Genomic DNA, 17,264 nt, shown 5'->3' on the forward strand with positions numbered 1-17,264 from the left:
CATTTTACAAGGAAAGGTGGAAGTTAATCCGGAATATGATACAATATAACGATAAGGCCCGAAAGGAGTGATTCAGTAAGTGGCTCTTCGGGTAATAAAAGTGTCAAGGAGCTATCGTTCATCAGGCGTCCTTACTCTCAGCCCAAATCACGACGAACCTGCTTCACCGGCAAGGCGGTGTCTCAAAGGCTAGATTTAGCTTTAGATTCCACGTTTTGACGGATAGTGCAAGCCACGTATGTGTAATGGATACTTCACTTGCATTCGAGGTTACGGCGTACTTTTCATCATGCATTCTCTACAACGGAGCATTCATTTTCAATGTTTTGGGAGGGAACTGATCATGGCAAGTAAAGGTCATAACGAAGTCAAGGAAAGTCTACGGGAAATGACACGCATTTTCCGGCCCAAAGATCCCAAGAAATTCGTAAAGGAGTACGTCCGAAAGTATCGGATTACAGGAGGCTATGAAGAAGAACTGACCATGGTCGTGGAACACGAGTTGGTACGGATGAATTCATCCGTCTCCTAGCTAACAGATACGTTTGTCACTTGCTTAACTTTAGACATCATTTTGAGTAATAACATCCACGAGGATTCTTATAAACCGTGCCCGAGCGACTTTTGTTGCTGGAATCGGTTTTTTTTGTATGTACATTTACGAATAAGGAAAAGTCTTCCTCATAGAATAGTCAAATGAATTAATAGACACTTTTTAAATTGAATGCGCTTTCTTTATTATTTTTTATTTGTTTGCGTTTTCATAAAATGCTATAAAATCCAGATGGGACAAGGGTTTATTGTGTCGAAAATTACAATGTGAACTAGTTGTGAACGATTGACAAAACTTTCCCTTAAACTTATATTAATAGTGATTGTTATAATTGACAGAAAAAAACAGGAATCTACGAAATCGGGAAAAGCGGGGTAGATCAATGATGAAAACGTGGCAGGCTGTAAAGCGACTCCTTCCCATGACCGCTATGTTTGGACTCTTTCTTGCCGGGTGCGGTCGTGAGGACTTGTCAGTACTCAGACCACAGGGACCTGCAGCAGACAGATCTTACGGATTAATGGAGCTGTCGATCAGCATTATGATCGTGGTGTTGCTGATTGTCTTTACGATTGCAGCTTATGTACTGATCCGCTTCCGCAGAAGACCGGGTCAGAATGAAATCCCTGAGCAGGTTGAGGGCAGTATGAAACTTGAGATTCTCTGGACAGTCATTCCGCTCATCCTTGTTGTAGTACTGGCCGTGCCAACGGTTAAAGCTGTGTTTGCCGCTGGAGATGATCATTCCAATGACAAGAATGCGATCAAGGTTAAAGTAACCGGCCACCAATACTGGTGGGAGTTTGAGTATACCGACTATAAGGTAACTACAGCGCAGGACCTGATTATTCCGGTGGGCAAAGATATCGCCTTTGAACTGGAAACTAAAGATGTGCTGCACTCCTTCTGGGTCCCTTCTCTTTCCGGTAAAATTGATACCAACCCAGCTGGAACGATTAACCGCTTTAGCTTTAGTGCGCCTAATGAAGGCGTTTACCGTGGGAAATGTGCGGAGCTATGTGGACCTTCTCATGGATTGATGGAATTTAAGGTGAAATCAGTTAGTGAACAAGAGTTTCAAAAGTGGATTGATTCGATGAAAGCACCTGTAGCTGTGCTGCCAGAGGATCCTGCTTTAGCTGAGAAGTTCAAAGCGGCATGTCTGACTTGCCACGCTGTAGGCGATCAAGGGATTAATAATGCGCCGAACTTGACCGGAATTGGTTCTCGGGAATCGATTGCTGGAATTCTGCTCAACGACGACACGAGGGAAGATGGTGCGCCGATTGAAGAGAATCTCAAAACCTGGCTGCACGACCCGCAATCCGTAAAACCAGGCAATCTGATGCCTAACCCCAAAGATCTGGGCCTGAGTGATGCTGAGATTGATGGCATTGCAGAGTATCTGGCCAACTATAAGCTGGACTAATGCCTTAGCCTAAAGGCGGGCGGAACTTTCGAAAAGGGGGGACGAACTTTGGCTCAAGCAGCGCATACCTTGAATTCATCCAAGCCTCTGGGGCACGGCCACAGTGTGAAGCGCCATACAGGACTTATGGATTGGCTAACAACCGTCGATCACAAAAAAATCGCGATTTTGTACCTATGGGCCGGAGGATTATTTTTTGGCATCGGGGGAATTGAAGCGCTTCTGATTCGTTGGCAGCTCATCAAGCCGATGAATAACTTTTTGGATGCACAAACGTTTAATGAACTCATAACCATGCATGGTACGACGATGATCTTCCTCGGCGTCATGCCAGTCATCTTCGCACTCATGAATGCCGTCATTCCGCTACAGATCGGTGCACGTGACGTAGCCTTTCCTTTTCTAAATGCACTTGGTTTCTGGACCTTCCTGTTCGGCGGGATTCTACTGAATCTTAGCTGGGTTATGGGTGGTGCTCCTGATGCCGGGTGGACCGCCTACACCCCACTATCTACGAGTACATACAGCACTACACACGGTGTAGACTTCTATACGATCGGCTTGCAAATTGCCGGATTAGGGACCCTCATCGGGGGGATTAACTTTCTAGCCACGATCATTACGATGCGTGCGCCGGGAATGACCTATATGCGGATGCCGATGTTCGCCTGGACTACATTTATTACTTCCGCCATTATTTTGTTTGCTTTTCCAGCAATAACAGTAGGTTTAGTACTGCTGACATTCGACCGGATTCTAGGAGCCAATTTCTTCGAAGTCGGAGCCGGAGGAAGTCCAGTGCTATGGCAGCATATCTTCTGGATATTTGGTCACCCGGAAGTGTATATTCTCATTCTGCCTGCCTTCGGGATTATTTCTGAGGTCATCCCAACCTTTTCGCGTAAAAGACTGTTCGGATATAGCTCCATGGTGTTTGCAACCATCTTGATCGCCTTCTTAGGTTTTATGGTTTGGGCTCACCACATGTTCACAACTGGACTTGGACCTGTAGCTAACGCGTTGTTCTCCGTATCAACGATGTTAATTGCGGTTCCGACCGGGATTAAAATTTTTAACTGGTTGTTCACGATGTGGGGCGGGCAAGTACGTTTCACAACCCCTAACCTGTTCGCTGTAGGATTTATTCCTACATTTACTATGGGGGGAGTAACTGGAGTGATGCTGGCGTCCGCACCTGCTGACTTTCAGTTCCATGATACGTATTTTGTTGTAGCGCATTTCCACTATGTTATTGTAGGTGGTTTGGTGCTTGGCCTGTTCGCAGGTCTGCACTACTGGTGGCCAAAAATGTTCGGAAGGATGCTGAGTGAGACGCTGGGCAAGTGGACTTTCTGGACGTTTATCATCGGATTCCATCTGACCTTTTTTGTACAGCATTTCCTTGGGCTTATGGGGATGCAGCGCCGCGTATTTACTTATTTACCAAATCAGCAATTTGATTTGCTAAATCTAGTCAGTACCATTGGTGCAGGACTTATGGGTGTTGGTATGATTATTTTCTTGGTGAACATCTTCCTGACTTCCAGAAAACCAGCGGATGCAGGCAATGATCCGTGGGAGGATGGACGTACATTGGAATGGACCATTCCTTCACCGCCGCCAGAATATAACTTCAAGCAAACACCTCTTATTCGGGGGATTGATGCCTTCTGGAAAGAAAAAGTAGCAGGGAATAAAGGCATGACACCAGCAGAGCCGGTGGGCTCAATTCATATGCCGTCGGCAACGATTTTACCGTTTACGATGTCTGTCGGAATTTTTATCGCTGGGCTTGGCTTTATGTTTAGCCGTGATGAATTCGGCAATGCTTTTATGAGCTTCCTGTTTAATAATTATATCGTTACAGCCATCGGTCTTATTATTACATTTGGATCCATGCTGATGCGTTCGCTGTATGATGATCACGGATGGCATATTGAACCTGAAGAGCTGGAAGGAAGTGAGCGGACATGACAACGGCACATGCAGAAGCTTCTAAGGATACCTTTCCGCACGAGCCGGAAAAAGCTACGCTCGAAGGACGCAACAAGGTTCTTGCCTTTTGGTTGTTTCTAGGCGGCGAAGCGGTATTGTTCGGCACGTTGTTCGCTACTTTCCTCGCACTGCGTAATCAGACGAATGAGGGGCCTTCGGCGAATGAACTGTTTCATCTGCCGCTTGTAGCCGCTGCAACATTCATCCTGCTGGTAAGCAGTCTGACGAGTGTATTCGCTATTCAAGCAATGCACAGAAATCGGCCGGCACTGCTACGGAATTGGCTTTTAGTTACTGTAGGTTTAGGTTTAGGTTTCCTGGTTTTGGAGATCTATGAGTTTACTCAATATGTAAGACACGAAGAATTCGGAATGACCACAAGTGCATTCAGCTCGGCATTCTACACACTGGTAGGATTTCATGGTGCGCACGTAGCCTTCGGGATCGCTTGGATCTCCATCTTGATCGGGCAGCTCGCCCGCAAGGGGTTAACGGTTGTTACTGCACCAAAAGTGTATGTGTCAGCCATGTACTGGCATTTTATCGATGTAGTATGGGTCTTCATCTTTACGGTTGTATACCTACTCGGAAAGGTGGGCTAGGCACTATGACGACGGATCAGCATATGCCAGATAGCGGCGGGTATAAGCAACGTCATCGGCATGAAGGACCACAGAAACATATTGTTGTCTTTATTTTCTCCATTGTCTTAACATTGATTGCTTTCGCTGCTGTTGCGGCTGGGGGCGTAAATGCAACCTTTGCGATTATTTTGCTGCTGGTAATGGCTGTTCTTCAGGTCATTGTGCAGATGGGCTTCTGGATGCATCTAAAAGATAAAAGGCATCTTCTGCCGATTCTCTTCATGCTGGGCGGCTTCTTTATCGCTGGGACCTGTATTGTTATGTCGCTGTATTGGGTTTGGTGGAATTAACGGACGATAATGAAAGAGGTGGGCTGCGATGCCCCCTCTTTTTGATGTTTAGATATATGAATTCCTGCGCTAGGAGGTTGGGATTATGCTGGGATTAGAATACTTTAACTTTGCTGAACTATGGAGTCCGCTTTTTCTAGCGGTAATGCTGCTGCTGACAGCAGGTTATTTTGTGTGGATTGGTCCGATTGCTGGGCGTTATGCCGATTCATTACCGGTGCCATTTTGGCGTAGAGCGTTATTTGTCTGTGGGATGCTTGCCCTTTACCTGGCACAAGGAGGACCCATTAGCCTTTTAGGGCATATGATGTTTTCCTTCCACATGGTCAGTATGGCCTTGTCTTATCTGGTAGCGGTGCCGCTGATTATGCTTGGAATTCCAGATTTTATCTGGCGCAGGATACTAAAGGTGAATCCGCTTCGGCGGTTATCTTTTTTAGCTCATCCGGTAGTAGCTGCTCTATTGTTTAACGGACTTTTTTCCTTGTACCATATTCCTGTTATTCATGATTATGTGATGCTGCATTTTACTGTTCATCGTATTTATTACATTGTTTTGTTCCTGACTTCTGCTTTAATGTGGTGGACACTGATTAATCCGCTGCCGGAACATCGTATGGCGAGTGGGCTTGGGAAGATTGGATTTATTTTTCTGAACATGGTATTGCTGACGCCGGCTTGCGGGCTGATTATATTTGCCGATCATCCGCTCTACGCCACTTACAGTGATCCAGAGACTTGGGCGCGTGCTATGGGCTATTGTATCTCGGGAGACCCCTCTGTTTTACTTCAGAATTTTGGAGGTCCTGCATTCTTTGAAGTGATGTCGCCGAAGGTGGATCAACAGGTGGGAGGCATCGCGATGAAGTTCATTCAGGAATTTATTTTTGCCTCTATGCTTGCTTATGTGTTCTATCATTGGTATAAAAAAGAGAACGGACAAGACGACGATGAATTGTCGACGCCATCCTCAACACTTCAGGAGAGCAACTTGAACCGTGCATAACTGGTAGACTGCCGAGGGGGAGAATCATGGATATTTTCACAGTGTTTCCGACTATTAGTACGTCATTCATCGTGATCAGCGCGGTGCTGGTGGCTATAGGTTGGTGGCTCATTATCAAGGGCAAACGCGAGGCGCATAAGAAAACGATGATTGCTGCCGCTATCGCTGCGCTGCTGTTTTTTATTGTTTACGTATCGAGAACGTTGTTTGTGGGAAATACCTCATGGGGTGGACCGGATGAACTGAAGACAATTTATCAAGTGTTTTTGATCTTCCATATCGTTCTGGCAACCGTAGCTGCGGTATTCGGACTTACTACGTTAACACTTGGTTTCAAGGCGAAGTATTCCAAGCACCGTAAGTGGGGCAGAGTGACATCCATAATCTGGTTTATCACAGCGATTACAGGCGTTATGGTGTACGTGCTGTTGTATGTTTTGTATCCAGGTGGACACACCAAGCCGGTGTGGGAAGTTATTTTGGGTGCGTAAAATAAGTGCTTGAATAGAGCACAGAGTTTAGTGCGTTGAGCGAATGAACAGCACTAGAGTAGCAGAACCGTAAATAGTTATGAAATAAGCCTATATATCCGCATGTTCCTGAGTAGGGATTGCGGGTGATGGGCTTATTTTGGTTTGTAGAGCTTCGGGATCTGTCCTGAAATTGAACGAAGTTAGCTTGAAAAAGACGCAATTAGGGAAAACCTCCCTGATAATGCACGAAATTAGCTAAAAAAGGCCATAATTAGGGAAATCCTCCCTGAAAGTGAATGGATTTAGCTCAATAACGGAGTAATAGCTGAAATTTTGGGGAGGATTTCCCTAAAAACTAATAATCTAAGCTCGGTTGGGCAGATTTTAGGGAGTTTTTCCCTAATGTTAATCCGCCCGGCAGTCGCCCATATCCCACACCCGAAACCTGAACCAGTCAGCAGCCGAATCAGCACCCCGCCCCCGAAACCGCACCATCCGCCATACCCGCCTCCCTCAACACACATCACACCAACACGTTGCATAGAAGCAGAGAGTGAGCTCTTACTACTTCATTTCCAGAATGAATTATCTAATAAACTCAATTATCCCAGTTACATTCGCCCCGTAGCATTCTGCCTCAATTCCCCTTCATTGTAGTTAATCTCAATTAATAAGCGTTACCTAACGTTCGAGAGTGTCTTCATAAGCTTGAAGTATGAGGTTGCCCAAACCTCCTATTTCTTTTGAATAATTTCCAGTTACAGGATTGACAATGTAAAATCAAGGTCATATACTGTGTATATAGATATATACAGTAAGCACAGGGATATGAACACCTGCTTCTGCTAGACGCTGAAGACATTGTAAAGCGAGGTTAGCATTAATGAGAACATTAAAAGATTCATGGTTTATGTTGCGCTCTGATTTTCGCGGAGACAAATTAAAAATATTAGGGACCCTCGTAATAACAGTTGTTTTTATGAGTTATCTTGGTGGACTGACTAGCCTGATAGCAAATGATGTACTAGGTGAGCAGGATCGGACGATGCTAGCGGATTTCTTATTTCTCTCCTTTATCCCCTTATTGGGATTAACATTCTCTCGCCGCTCCATGAAATATTGGAGTGAAGACTCTTACACAAAAATGTTGGTTTACTTACGAACTTTACCGATTCCAGCTGCAGTAATATTATCGCGGAGGAAACTTCAGGGTGTGGGCTCCTTTACTCTAAATGGTACGTTATTCTTCGTTATTATTTACTTGTTAGGAGAGAATTTCCGGGCAGAGCTGGCGGTTCCTTCGTACATAGCTTTTGCGATTACTTGGCTCGGCTTCGGATTCATGGTCTCAGGTCTATATATTTTTATTGAATATCTTTTTAGCGGCAAAGCTTATCTATGGCTAACATTGCTTATCGTAGTTTTATCGTGGGCAACATCGTTCTTAGTTACACTGGGCGGAGGCAGTTTGTTCTTATACAGTATCTCCTATTCGAAGGAGTGGGGGCTGTTATCTCCGATCATGTGGGGGTCACTTCTGCTGGGAACAATATCTGTGCAGTTATTCTCTAAATGGACTATACATCGGCTGAAAAGTCGCAATCTCATATAAAAAATCGGAAATGGCAAGGACTGCGCTCTAGCACGCTAGAGTGGAAGGCGAGGTGTAAATAATGTGGATACCGGTACAAATCAACGAAAATAGTGCAGAGCCCCTCTATCATCAAATAGAGACTCAGCTTAGATCATTAATCATTAGCGGAGTCATTACAGAAGGTACGCTGCTGCCCTCGATTCGTGAGTTCGCAGGAGATCTGAAATGCAGTGTAATTACCGTGCGGCGGGTATATCAGGATCTGGAGAACGAAGGTTTGCTGCGAACGCGACAAGGAACGGGTACCTTTGTATCCCATGTAGGTGACGGAGCCATGGAAGAATATAAACGTGAAACGGTTGGCAAAGCACTTGAAAGTGCAGTCGATATCGGCCGATCGGTACATTGCAGTAAGGATGAGCTTGAACAGATTTTTATGGAGATTGTAGAACGCAAGTATAGAGAAAAGGATTGAGAGGGGGCGCTTACTCATATGGTACAGATGGCTATAGAATTGCGGAATGTACTTAAACGGCGGCGAAACAAGACGATAGGACCGCTGACCCTGAATCTGCCTAAAGGATATATTACAGCTTTGGTAGGTCAGAATGGATCCGGCAAAAGCACGCTGCTGAATCTGCTGATGCAGCTGACTAATCCAGAGGAAGGCGAGATTTATTGGTTCGAGAACAGGTATGATAGCGGGTTGTCTCTGGAGCTTCGCCAGACCATTGCCTATGTTCCTGAAACGTCAATTACTGAGGAGAACCACTGGAATGCAGAGGAGGCAGCTCGATTTCGGAAGTATTGGTATCCAAATTGGGACGATCAGTATTTTCACGAGCTGATGGATCGCTTTGAGGTTCCGTATCATATGAGACTTTCGAAGATGTCTAAAGGGGAGCGCCGGAAATTCGAAATTGCTGCAGCACTTGCGGCACGGCCAAGTCTGCTGCTATTGGATGAACCTTCATCGGGTCTTGATCCTTTTGCCTGGAAGATTATGATCGAGACACTTCGTAAATATATGGATGAGCACAACGCAACGATTATCATCTCCACACACATTGTGGATGAGGTGCGGCGGCTGGCGGATTATATCGTCCTTATGCATCGGGGAGAACTGCTGGGTATGGCTGAAAAAGACAGTCTGTTCGGTGCTTGGACCGAGGTTTGGGTGAATGCTGCGGATGAAGAGGAGCTTGCGGAGTTATCGGCTGAGTTGCCAGGAGGCTTGCACTTTACCATGGATACACCGGGTGTAGCTTCTTTTATCATAGAACAATTTTCTGAAAACGAGAAACGCATTCATGACTTGGGCGTAATGGTTATCAAGAGCCGCAGTTTGGAACTGGACGAAATATTAAGTTTATGGACACAGGGTCATCGTCCTATTCTAATTGACCACAAGAGAGGGGACTAGAGAAATGGAAGCCTTAAAGCTGGAAAGTGTAGTTAAGCAATATGGAGAAAAAACCGCAGTAAACGGAATTAACCTAACCGTAGGTAAAGGGGAAATTTACGGATTACTGGGGGCGAACGGCGCGGGGAAAACAACCACGATGCGTATGGTGCTCGGCCTAATCTACCCTGATGAAGGCAAGATTTTGTATAACGGAAAACCTTTCAACAGTGAACTGCAGCAACTTATGGGTTATCTGCCCGAAGAACGTGGACTATATCCTAAGGTGAAGATCAGTGATCAAATCGTTTACTTGGCCCGCCTGCGTGGGATGTCAGCTAGTGATGCAGATAAGAGCTTGCGCTATTGGCTGGATCGATTCGAGGTTCCGGATTATTACAATAAAAAAATAGAAGAGCTTTCCAAAGGAAATCAGCAAAAAATGGGCTTTATCGCCGCTGTCGTTCATAAGCCGCAGATTCTGATTCTAGATGAAGCTTTCAGCGGGCTGGACCCAGTAAACGTGGAGCTGCTGAAAGATACGGTCAAAGAATTACGTGATTCGGGAACAAGTATTCTCTTCTCTACGCACCGGATGGAGCATGTGGAAGAGCTATGCCGTAATATTACGATTCTCGATCGTTCCAATACGGTCGTTCAAGGGGATATCCGCACGATCAAGAATGGCTACCCGCGGGAAGAAGTATTGCTGCGTACAGCTAATGAGGTAAAAGGTCTGGAGTCCATCGCAGGTGTTACAGCAGTGAAACGGCTGGAGCGTGGGTATCTGTTATCGATCAGTGAGATCGGTGCAGCACAGCGTATTTTACAGCAGGCGATAGCACAGGGTGAAGTGGAGCATTTTGAAATCAAGGAACCTACGTTAAACCAAATCTTTATCAGAGCGGTGGGTGAATCTAATGAATAAGATGGGGACAATTATCGGCTTTACCTTTAAAAATAAAGTTAGAACGAAATCATTTATGATTACTACTTTGATTCTAGTATTATTGCTCAGCATAGGGATGAATCTTCCCTATATCATCGATCAGTTTAAGGGTGATTCGGCCAAAAGTGAAGTTACTCAAATTGCTGTGATTGCTGAAGAGGGAAATCAGGTTGCAGAATTGTTGAAGGCTTATACTGCGCCAGAGGGCATGCCACAGGCTAAGATAGTACAATATGCTTCTGCGGAGGATGCCGAGTTAAAGAAAGCATTAGATGAAGAGACCGTAGAAGGTTATGTTACTTTTGCGGAACCTACTGGTGAAGGGCTTCCACCCGTTACTTATCATAGTAATGATGGGGAACTAAACGGAGATGTGCAAGTTTATCTCCAAAATGCACTTCAGCAAGCAAATACACAATTCATCGTTGGCGACAAGCTGACCTCTGAACAGATTGCTGCAATGTCAACACCTGTGCAGATTACTACACAACAGCTTAACGCAGGCGGTGGCAGTGAAAGCTCTCAGGAGGACACTCCAGCCATTAACTACATTATCGTATATGCCATGCTTATGTTGTTCTTTATGTCCATTATGATGACAGGCAACATGATTGCCGCAGAGATAACTTCTGAGAAAAGCTCGCGGATTATGGAGATTCTGATTACAAGTGCCTCACCTTTAGCGCAAATGTTCGGTAAAGTTATCGGTGTTTTCCTAGTAGGAATATTGCAAATTGGGATCTTTGTCGCAGCGATCGTCGTCAATTTGACGCTCCCGCATAATGCGACTGTATTGGCTGATTTTGATCTCGATTTAGGCCAGCTCAATATTAACTTGCTGCTCTATGGATTTGTCTTGTACGTATTAGGTTACTTCCTCTATGCCTTGATGTATGCGGCTGTAGGTTCGATTGTCAGCCGTACGGAGGATCTCGGTCAGGCGGTAATGCCAATCATGATGTTAGGCTTCGTAGCGTTCTATGTTCCACTGTTCAGTATCTCCAATGCAGATACTCTAGTGGTTAAGATAGCGAGTTATGTGCCTTTCACCTCACCATTGACGATGCTACTCCGAATTGGTGTCGGCGAGGTGGCGATCTGGCAAGTCATTGTATCGCTGCTGATCCTGCTTGTGACTACCTTCATCTTCGGATGGCTGGCAGCCAAGATCTATCGTACCGGCGTACTGATGTACGGCAAACGCCCAAGTATTAAAGAAATCAGAAAAGCAATGAAAGCTTACAAGATCTAAGATGACCTCATATAACTTTTAAGGAGTGCTAATGATGTCTACAAGCGAACAATATACCATTATGCTTTTAATGAGTTCTGTATCGCTGGCTACGGTTAGTAGAATGCTTCCGGATGGCTCCACTTTTATGGATTTCGTTCAAGGCCTATTGACTGGTATTGCTATAGTGGGGATGTTGGCGGGATTGTGGATGTACGGTAAGGCGCGTAAGAGTAAAGCGTAATAGTAAGCACTGAGTTTTCGGGGGTATCCTAACAGCCGTTTATGGTTGCTGGGATATCCCCGTTTTTGAGTTGGCAATCTCTTTGTATACGAGCTGATATAGCTAACGAACCCAGCAGCACTTAAATGCAGCAATCATCGAGATTTGGCAAGATATCGGACACTATAGTCGCTATTGGCATGAAAAAGGGTGAATCAGTAGCTCTTTTAACCAAATAGTTGCACTGGAGTCCGATACTATGCTCAAAAGGCGATAAACGTGCAAATAACGTCATCTGGGTCCGTAAGCCTTGGTGGAAGATGATTAGGGCTTGCTTTAAGACGATCCGAGACGTTCATTGCTCGGGATTTCTACTGGAGTCCGAACGCCGGCCATATTTGTGGAAAAGCTTCAATTAAAGGCTCCTGAGTCCATTAGTCGCTTCATGCGCTCAAAGATCGTTTGAATTCTAGTCAGAGACTAAATTATAGAAAGATTTGCGCTCGTTAGTATATCCGTTTGGGTGGTCATCTGCTCCCGTAGAGCTCTAAGCTGTGTTTTCAGTGCGGGAACACTTTTTTGCAGAATAATGCTTATTTGAGAAAGAGGCAGCTTTAGGCCGTACCACATGACCTTCACAAGCTGTTCCTCCCAAGGTAATGCCTTAGCCGATAGAAGGGAGCGCCGGGCAAAAGAATCAGCACACTGGTGAATACAAGTGCGGTAAGCGTGGATAGAGAATAACTGAGGATCAAAATCATCCTGACGATATATTTTATGAAGCTCTATGAAGGTGCGGATAGTAATCTTGTCTGCCTCATTAGATTGTTCTAACAACATGGAACTAAGTACGTAGACTTCATTAGTATACTTTTGAACACACTCTGCAAATTTAGTACTGTAGGTGGACTCGGGAGGTAAGGGGTCAGGCATGGTGAACACGATCCTTTCAGATTGAGAGATTTGCTTGAATCTATAATATAGAAAAGTAAGAGATGGATTTATTGATGAGATCGGCGGTGTCTGGTTCCGGGCAACTGTGTTTTTGCTGGGAGGCAGTGGATAAAGCTTTTGAAGGCTTGTAGTAGAGCCGTTCACTTCTGGAATTGCTCCCCCCTGCTGCAACACTGTACAGACGCCCTTGCTGAATATGCCCTGCCAAGGATTTACCCTGGAGCTTGGCCTTTAAATCCTGCAAAGCACCCTGAACTAGCTCAAGCTTAACCTGCTCCCAATCTGAACCTTCGCGGCGGACCTTATCCAGCGCTTCTTCAAGACGGCAATGACAGATGGCCCGTAAAAAAGAACTCCATTTAATAAGATCGAAATTTTTGGTGTTGGCAGAGATCAGACAAGCCCCCCAACTGCAGCCTCCCTTACAGGTGAGCTTCAGAATACCATAACGGCAGCCTTCAGCCCCTTCCATTCCATAGTGAATAGGCTCGGGTTCATCCAATACAAATACTTCAATGCGGGATAGTCTGCGCTGGTCCATAGTAGGGTTCCTCCTTAGATTTCCAAAAGCTTTAAGTCAACATGATGAGTGACACTAGCCTTTTCTACACAAGCGAGCATCTCCATTTTATTCTCACAGACTGCGGTATGCTCTAGCCATAGTCGGAACTTCTCTTTTCGTATAACAGATAGATGTAAGGGAAAGGTGCTGCGGGATCTCAAGACATACCAACCGGCGCTTACATCTTTCCAAGGCTCCTTGAAGGCTGTAAACCACGGGAGCTTTTGGTGTGATGACCAATCCTGCTGCTGCTGTTGTTCTCGAATTTTTTTATATATCTCATATACAATCTTAGAGTCTAAACAGTCTTTACAAGAAGAAGGTGTGCTGAACTGGCGAAGGGCTTGGATCTGGTTCTGGCCAAATGCATAGCCTACAATGTACCTGTGATTATGTTCTTCGAACCACAAGGCCCCGAAACAAATGTAATTTAGACTTATCGGCTCAAGCAGCCCTTGATGTATCCCTAAATAATAGTGCTTCAAAACATTCACCCCATCCAGCGTGCTATCACCTAATAAGCTTAGGTAACGCAAAAACCGCAGCAAGAGGAGGACCTCTGCTGCGGTTTTGGATTACAGGCAGATATACCTGGGCCAAAGCGTGGCGGATCAAGGGTCTCTCTCTTTACGCTTACGAGGTTAGCTGTCGGATTCGGACGGTGAGAGTCGCCCTACCTATTGAGACTTATGCAGTCTCCTTTGGATTCACCCCAAGTAGGCCAGGTGGCCTGATGGTTCCCCCGTTCCCTGCGAATGCAGGAACTCAGCGTTGATTGTTTTTCATGAATTAGATTCAACCCGAATCATACTCTTTTCAAGATTTTCTGTAAAAAACGGAAAATGTTCTTTTAGAGCAATTTTAACCATATCCTGCCGACTACGACTGAAAAACGAGGTAAATAGGTATTTATGGCGTGTTATCGCGCCTCTTTCTCGCTCAGCCTCAGCTTCTTGCGTTTCTACCTATAATGGGAATTTGCAGTATTTTCGCTCTAAAAAGGTGAATAAAATCACATGTATTATAGATAGCGATTAAACGCTCCAAACTCGAGTAAACAAGAGATATAGAGAGATTAGATATCAAGTAAGCGCTATCTAATGGGAAAATAGTTTTTAATTTGCATTATTTTGGCATCATTCAGGTTTTACAAGTCTTCGTGCATAAGAGTATGATTACTCCTGTTTCAACGACAATCGAATATTTGATCCGCTTAATTTCCGGTAAGGAAAGCGGGGGAACCAACAATCGGCAGCCGATGTGAGAGTCGGAAGCCGGTTATGGGGTGAATCCTGTAGAGGGTGTGAGTGAGCTTGCATCTATACAGGTAGGGCGACTCTCACCGCCCGAATCCGACAGCTAACCTCGTAAGCGTATGGAGAGAGGATGAGTGCAATGTGACCGCTAGCGAGCCACAGAGGAGATCCTTTGTGGCTTTTTGCTGTGCTCTTAGAAGCAAAGCATTTATGGAGGCCTCCCCTAAGAGGTCGCTAAATTCATCATTAGCGGTATTTGTAAGGCAGCGTCTAATGACGTGACACAACCGAGCTTTAGGTTGTGCCCGAAAATGACGATAGGTCAACATCCTTTCGGAGATTTTCGTTGCCTCCTTGTTGTAAATGAGCAGGAGGAGAAAAAAGATGACGGATCAGAATGAATATGTGCTTGTATGTGCGCCTACAAAGGCGGGAGAACATTTCATTAAACTTCTGAAGTTCAGGGGTATTAAGATGGCGGGATTAACCAACAATGTGGCTGAGAAAGCTTTACTTGAGGAGCTCGGGATTGAGCAGGTTATTCTAGTGGATACCCGCCATCAGAGCACTTGGTTTCGCCCATCGTTCCCGGTAGGAAGGGTATATCTGTTTGAGAGCAGCTTTCCGCTTTGCTGCCGCTATATTCAGATGTGCCGTACCTGGACGACACAGCCGATTTTTGTGATTACAAGTTCAATAAATCCTAGATTGGTCTATAAAAGACTTGGTGCGAGCTATGTAATCTATTCCCATAGTGGTGATGCTGATTTTCTAATCGATAGATCACCTCATCAAGGATAATGGAAGGAGTGCGGAAGATATGATGGATCTGTATATGGTGGCTTCGTTAGCTGTAATTTACGGGTTATTTTATGGCTTTATGCGCTGGTGCGCAGGTGTAGTTGAGGATACGGGGAGGGATAAGCTGTGATTCTAGTAATCGCTGTTACCCTACTGTTGTTTATATATCTGGTTTACGCGTTGATTCATCCTGAGAAATTTTAAGGAGGGGCATTCATGGGCATTTTGCAAATAGTCGTCGTAATTGTAATTCTCATCTTGCTGGTCAAGCCGATGGGAACGTATTTATATCATGTATTTTCTAACGAACCGAATCGTACGGATCGCTGGTTTGCAGGCACAGAGAAAGGTATTTATAAGCTGATCGGCCTGAAAAAACGGGACGGAATGTCCTGGAAGAAGTATGCACTCAGCTTTGTTTTAACTAATATCGTACTGGTTGCTTTCAGTTATATTTTTCTAAGATTACAGCGGGGATTGCCGCTGAACCCGAATGGAATTGCTGATATGGAACAGACGCTTTCATTCAATACGGTGATCAGCTTTATGACCAATACGAACCTGCAGCATTATAGCGGGGAGACGGGACTATCGTATTTTTCACAAATGGCAGTCATCACGATGATGATGTTCACGTCTGCAGCGAGCGGATTTTCTGTTGCGGTTGCTTTTGTCAGAGGGATTACAGGACAGAAATCAGTCGGGAACTTTTTCGAGGACTTCGTAAAAGCACATATTCGTGTATTCATTCCATTAGCTCTGCTAGTTTCATTGGTGCTGGTAGGATTGCATGTGCCACAAACGCTCAAGCCATCGCTTGAGGTCACTACACTTGAAGGGCAGACGCAACAAATCGCTATCGGTCCAGTCGCTTCTTTGGAATCAATTAAACACTTAGGTACGAATGGTGGCGGCTTCTTCGGAGCCAATTCAGCACATCCTTTTGAGAACCCTAATCCACTTACGAACGTTCTGGAGATTCTCTCTATGTGGATGCTGCCAGCCTCTTTGCCATATATGTACGGATTGTTCGCTAAGAACAAACGTCAGGGCTGGGTGATTTTCACAGCAATGATGACCTTGTTCGTACTACTGCTGGGATTGAATTATTATGCGGAAACCAAAGGCAATCCAGCTATCAATGCGCTGGGGATCGAGTCTTCGCAAGGCAGCATGGAAGGTAAAGAGGTACGTTTTGGTATCCCGCAATCTTCGCTGTTCACTTCGGTAACAACGGCAGCTACGACAGGTAGTGTTAACAATATGCATGATACGCTGACACCGCTGGGTGGCATTACCCCTCTGGCCCTAATGATGCTCAACAACGTCTTCGGGGGAAAAGGTGTCGGACTAATCAATATGCTGATGTATGCCATCATGGGCGTCTTCTTATGTGGACTAATGGTCGGCAGAACTCCAGAGTTTCTCGGGCGAAAGATAGAAGCCAAGGAGATGAAGCTGATTGCGATTGCTATCCTTGTGCATCCGTTCATTATCCTTGTACCAACAGCAGGTGCGTTCTTAACGGACTTGGGCAACGGTTCCATCACGAATCCCGGATTCCATGGACTTAGCCAAGTGTTATATGAATATGTCTCTTCTGCCGCGAACAATGGTTCAGGATTTGAAGGGCTTGCGGACAACACCACCTTTTGGAATGTTACAACCGGAATCGTAATGCTGCTTGGCCGTTATGTCTCTATAATCGCGATGCTGGCAGTTGCAGGCTCACTGATCCAGAAGAAGCCAGTTCCTGAGACGATTGGCACATTCCGCACAGACAATGGTCTGTTCACCGGAATTCTGATTGGTACCGTAGTAATTATCGGGGCTCTGACGTTTCTGCCAGTCATTGTGCTCGGCCCGATTGCAGAATATTTGACCTTACGGTAGGAAGAGGGA

General features: G+C 45.3%; 18 protein-coding genes and 2 riboswitches. Of the genes, 15 read left to right on the forward strand and 3 right to left on the reverse strand.

What is annotated here, in order from left to right; translation table 11 throughout:
* Positions 1 to 343: 343 nt before the first annotated feature.
* The 13 genes from MHH50_RS02620 to MHH50_RS02680 all read left to right on the forward strand — a co-directional run bounded on the left by MHH50_RS02620 (position 344) and on the right by MHH50_RS02680 (position 11,810).
* The gene (locus tag MHH50_RS02620; protein WP_019913840.1) at positions 344 to 532 is read left to right on the forward strand and encodes a hypothetical protein; all 189 of its coding nucleotides are present in this window, start codon (positions 344 to 346) and stop codon (positions 530 to 532) included.
* 403 nt (positions 533 to 935) lie between these two features.
* Positions 936 to 1,982, forward strand: coding sequence for a cytochrome c oxidase subunit II (coxB, locus tag MHH50_RS02625; protein ID WP_076124488.1), 1,047 nt, complete (start codon positions 936 to 938; stop codon positions 1,980 to 1,982).
* A gap of 126 nt (positions 1,983 to 2,108) precedes the next feature.
* Entirely contained in the window at positions 2,109 to 3,956 is a 1,848-nt protein-coding gene (gene ctaD, locus MHH50_RS02630; RefSeq protein WP_076185229.1) for a cytochrome c oxidase subunit I, read from the forward strand.
* A complete protein-coding gene (locus tag MHH50_RS02635) occupies positions 3,953 to 4,579 on the forward strand; it encodes a cytochrome (ubi)quinol oxidase subunit III (protein ID WP_038568531.1) in 627 nt (208 codons plus the stop codon). Before ctaD ends, MHH50_RS02635 begins: the two co-directional genes overlap by 4 nt.
* Before the next feature lie 5 nt (positions 4,580 to 4,584).
* Positions 4,585 to 4,911, forward strand: coding sequence for a cytochrome C oxidase subunit IV family protein (locus tag MHH50_RS02640; protein WP_340033905.1), 327 nt, complete (start codon positions 4,585 to 4,587; stop codon positions 4,909 to 4,911).
* Between the two features lie 85 nt (positions 4,912 to 4,996).
* The gene (gene ctaG / locus MHH50_RS02645) at positions 4,997 to 5,917 is read left to right on the forward strand and encodes a cytochrome c oxidase assembly factor CtaG (RefSeq protein ID WP_248549082.1); all 921 of its coding nucleotides are present in this window, start codon (positions 4,997 to 4,999) and stop codon (positions 5,915 to 5,917) included.
* Between the two features lie 26 nt (positions 5,918 to 5,943).
* On the forward strand, positions 5,944 to 6,408 hold the full coding sequence (locus tag MHH50_RS02650) for a DUF420 domain-containing protein (protein WP_076124485.1): 465 nt from the start codon (positions 5,944 to 5,946) through the stop codon (positions 6,406 to 6,408).
* A gap of 865 nt (positions 6,409 to 7,273) precedes the next feature.
* The gene (locus tag MHH50_RS02655) at positions 7,274 to 8,002 is read left to right on the forward strand and encodes a hypothetical protein (protein ID WP_076124484.1); all 729 of its coding nucleotides are present in this window, start codon (positions 7,274 to 7,276) and stop codon (positions 8,000 to 8,002) included.
* 61 nt (positions 8,003 to 8,063) lie between these two features.
* A complete protein-coding gene (locus MHH50_RS02660) occupies positions 8,064 to 8,459 on the forward strand; it encodes a GntR family transcriptional regulator (RefSeq protein ID WP_036676688.1) in 396 nt (131 codons plus the stop codon).
* Between the two features lie 27 nt (positions 8,460 to 8,486).
* Positions 8,487 to 9,407, forward strand: a complete 921-nt coding sequence (locus tag MHH50_RS02665) for an ABC transporter ATP-binding protein (protein WP_340033906.1) — start codon at positions 8,487 to 8,489, stop codon at positions 9,405 to 9,407.
* 4 nt (positions 9,408 to 9,411) lie between these two features.
* Positions 9,412 to 10,314 carry an ATP-binding cassette domain-containing protein gene (locus MHH50_RS02670; RefSeq protein WP_036676693.1) on the forward strand — a complete coding sequence of 301 codons (903 nt, stop codon included), beginning with the start codon at positions 9,412 to 9,414 and terminating at the stop codon, positions 10,312 to 10,314.
* Positions 10,307 to 11,587, forward strand: coding sequence for an ABC transporter permease (locus MHH50_RS02675; protein WP_076124479.1), 1,281 nt, complete (start codon positions 10,307 to 10,309; stop codon positions 11,585 to 11,587). The genes MHH50_RS02670 and MHH50_RS02675 overlap by 8 nt, the downstream gene beginning before the upstream one ends.
* A gap of 31 nt (positions 11,588 to 11,618) precedes the next feature.
* Entirely contained in the window at positions 11,619 to 11,810 is a 192-nt protein-coding gene (locus MHH50_RS02680) for a hypothetical protein (RefSeq protein ID WP_312150298.1), read from the forward strand.
* A gap of 459 nt (positions 11,811 to 12,269) precedes the next feature.
* On the opposite strand, the gene MHH50_RS02685 is transcribed toward MHH50_RS02680, so the two are convergent.
* From MHH50_RS02685 to MHH50_RS02695, 3 genes are all read right to left on the reverse strand, one after another.
* A complete protein-coding gene (locus MHH50_RS02685; RefSeq protein ID WP_139331106.1) occupies positions 12,270 to 12,629 on the reverse strand; it encodes a hypothetical protein in 360 nt (119 codons plus the stop codon).
* Positions 12,630 to 12,762: 133 nt separating this feature from the next.
* Positions 12,763 to 13,284, reverse strand: a complete 522-nt coding sequence (locus MHH50_RS02690) for a hypothetical protein (RefSeq protein ID WP_051490930.1) — start codon at positions 13,282 to 13,284, stop codon at positions 12,763 to 12,765.
* 14 nt (positions 13,285 to 13,298) lie between these two features.
* On the reverse strand, positions 13,299 to 13,853 hold the full coding sequence (locus tag MHH50_RS02695) for a hypothetical protein (RefSeq protein ID WP_076306879.1): 555 nt from the start codon (positions 13,851 to 13,853) through the stop codon (positions 13,299 to 13,301).
* 68 nt (positions 13,854 to 13,921) lie between these two features.
* Positions 13,922 to 14,086, reverse strand: a riboswitch (cyclic di-AMP (ydaO/yuaA leader).
* Between the two features lie 419 nt (positions 14,087 to 14,505).
* Positions 14,506 to 14,695: riboswitch (cyclic di-AMP (ydaO/yuaA leader) on the forward strand.
* Positions 14,696 to 14,945: 250 nt separating this feature from the next.
* Between MHH50_RS02695 and MHH50_RS02700 the strand changes: the two genes are divergently transcribed.
* Positions 14,946 to 15,362 (forward strand): hypothetical protein, encoded by a 417-nt coding sequence (locus tag MHH50_RS02700; protein WP_076124472.1) that lies wholly within the window; start codon positions 14,946 to 14,948, stop codon positions 15,360 to 15,362.
* A 216-nt stretch (positions 15,363 to 15,578) separates the two neighbouring features.
* Entirely contained in the window at positions 15,579 to 17,255 is a 1,677-nt protein-coding gene (gene kdpA / locus MHH50_RS02705) for a potassium-transporting ATPase subunit KdpA (protein WP_076141854.1), read from the forward strand.
* The last annotated feature ends 9 nt before the right edge of the window (positions 17,256 to 17,264 follow it).

Source organism: Paenibacillus sp. FSL H3-0302 (assembly GCF_037982245.1).
GTDB classification, from domain to species: Bacteria; Bacillota; Bacilli; order Paenibacillales; family Paenibacillaceae; genus Paenibacillus_AQ; species Paenibacillus_AQ odorifer.

Bases quoted from the DNA above. Each gene is read 5' to 3' on its own strand.
- coxB (WP_076124488.1), top strand. From the start codon at position 936: ATGATGAAAACGTGGCAGGCTGTAAAGCGACTCCTTCCCATGACCGCT.
- MHH50_RS02700 (WP_076124472.1), top strand. From the start codon at position 14,946: ATGACGGATCAGAATGAATATGTGCTTGTATGTGCGCCTACAAAGGCG.
- MHH50_RS02640 (WP_340033905.1), top strand. From the start codon at position 4,585: ATGACGACGGATCAGCATATGCCAGATAGCGGCGGGTATAAGCAACGT.
- MHH50_RS02665 (WP_340033906.1), top strand. From the start codon at position 8,487: ATGGCTATAGAATTGCGGAATGTACTTAAACGGCGGCGAAACAAGACG.
- MHH50_RS02660 (WP_036676688.1), top strand. From the start codon at position 8,064: ATGTGGATACCGGTACAAATCAACGAAAATAGTGCAGAGCCCCTCTAT.
- kdpA (WP_076141854.1), top strand. From the start codon at position 15,579: ATGGGCATTTTGCAAATAGTCGTCGTAATTGTAATTCTCATCTTGCTG.
- MHH50_RS02655 (WP_076124484.1), top strand. From the start codon at position 7,274: ATGAGAACATTAAAAGATTCATGGTTTATGTTGCGCTCTGATTTTCGC.
- MHH50_RS02685 (WP_139331106.1), bottom strand. From the start codon at position 12,629: ATGTTGTTAGAACAATCTAATGAGGCAGACAAGATTACTATCCGCACC.
- MHH50_RS02680 (WP_312150298.1), top strand. From the start codon at position 11,619: ATGATGTCTACAAGCGAACAATATACCATTATGCTTTTAATGAGTTCT.
- MHH50_RS02650 (WP_076124485.1), top strand. From the start codon at position 5,944: ATGGATATTTTCACAGTGTTTCCGACTATTAGTACGTCATTCATCGTG.
- MHH50_RS02690 (WP_051490930.1), bottom strand. From the start codon at position 13,284: ATGGACCAGCGCAGACTATCCCGCATTGAAGTATTTGTATTGGATGAA.
- ctaG (WP_248549082.1), top strand. From the start codon at position 4,997: ATGCTGGGATTAGAATACTTTAACTTTGCTGAACTATGGAGTCCGCTT.
- MHH50_RS02675 (WP_076124479.1), top strand. From the start codon at position 10,307: ATGAATAAGATGGGGACAATTATCGGCTTTACCTTTAAAAATAAAGTT.
- MHH50_RS02620 (WP_019913840.1), top strand. From the start codon at position 344: ATGGCAAGTAAAGGTCATAACGAAGTCAAGGAAAGTCTACGGGAAATG.
- MHH50_RS02635 (WP_038568531.1), top strand. From the start codon at position 3,953: ATGACAACGGCACATGCAGAAGCTTCTAAGGATACCTTTCCGCACGAG.
- MHH50_RS02670 (WP_036676693.1), top strand. From the start codon at position 9,412: ATGGAAGCCTTAAAGCTGGAAAGTGTAGTTAAGCAATATGGAGAAAAA.
- ctaD (WP_076185229.1), top strand. From the start codon at position 2,109: ATGGATTGGCTAACAACCGTCGATCACAAAAAAATCGCGATTTTGTAC.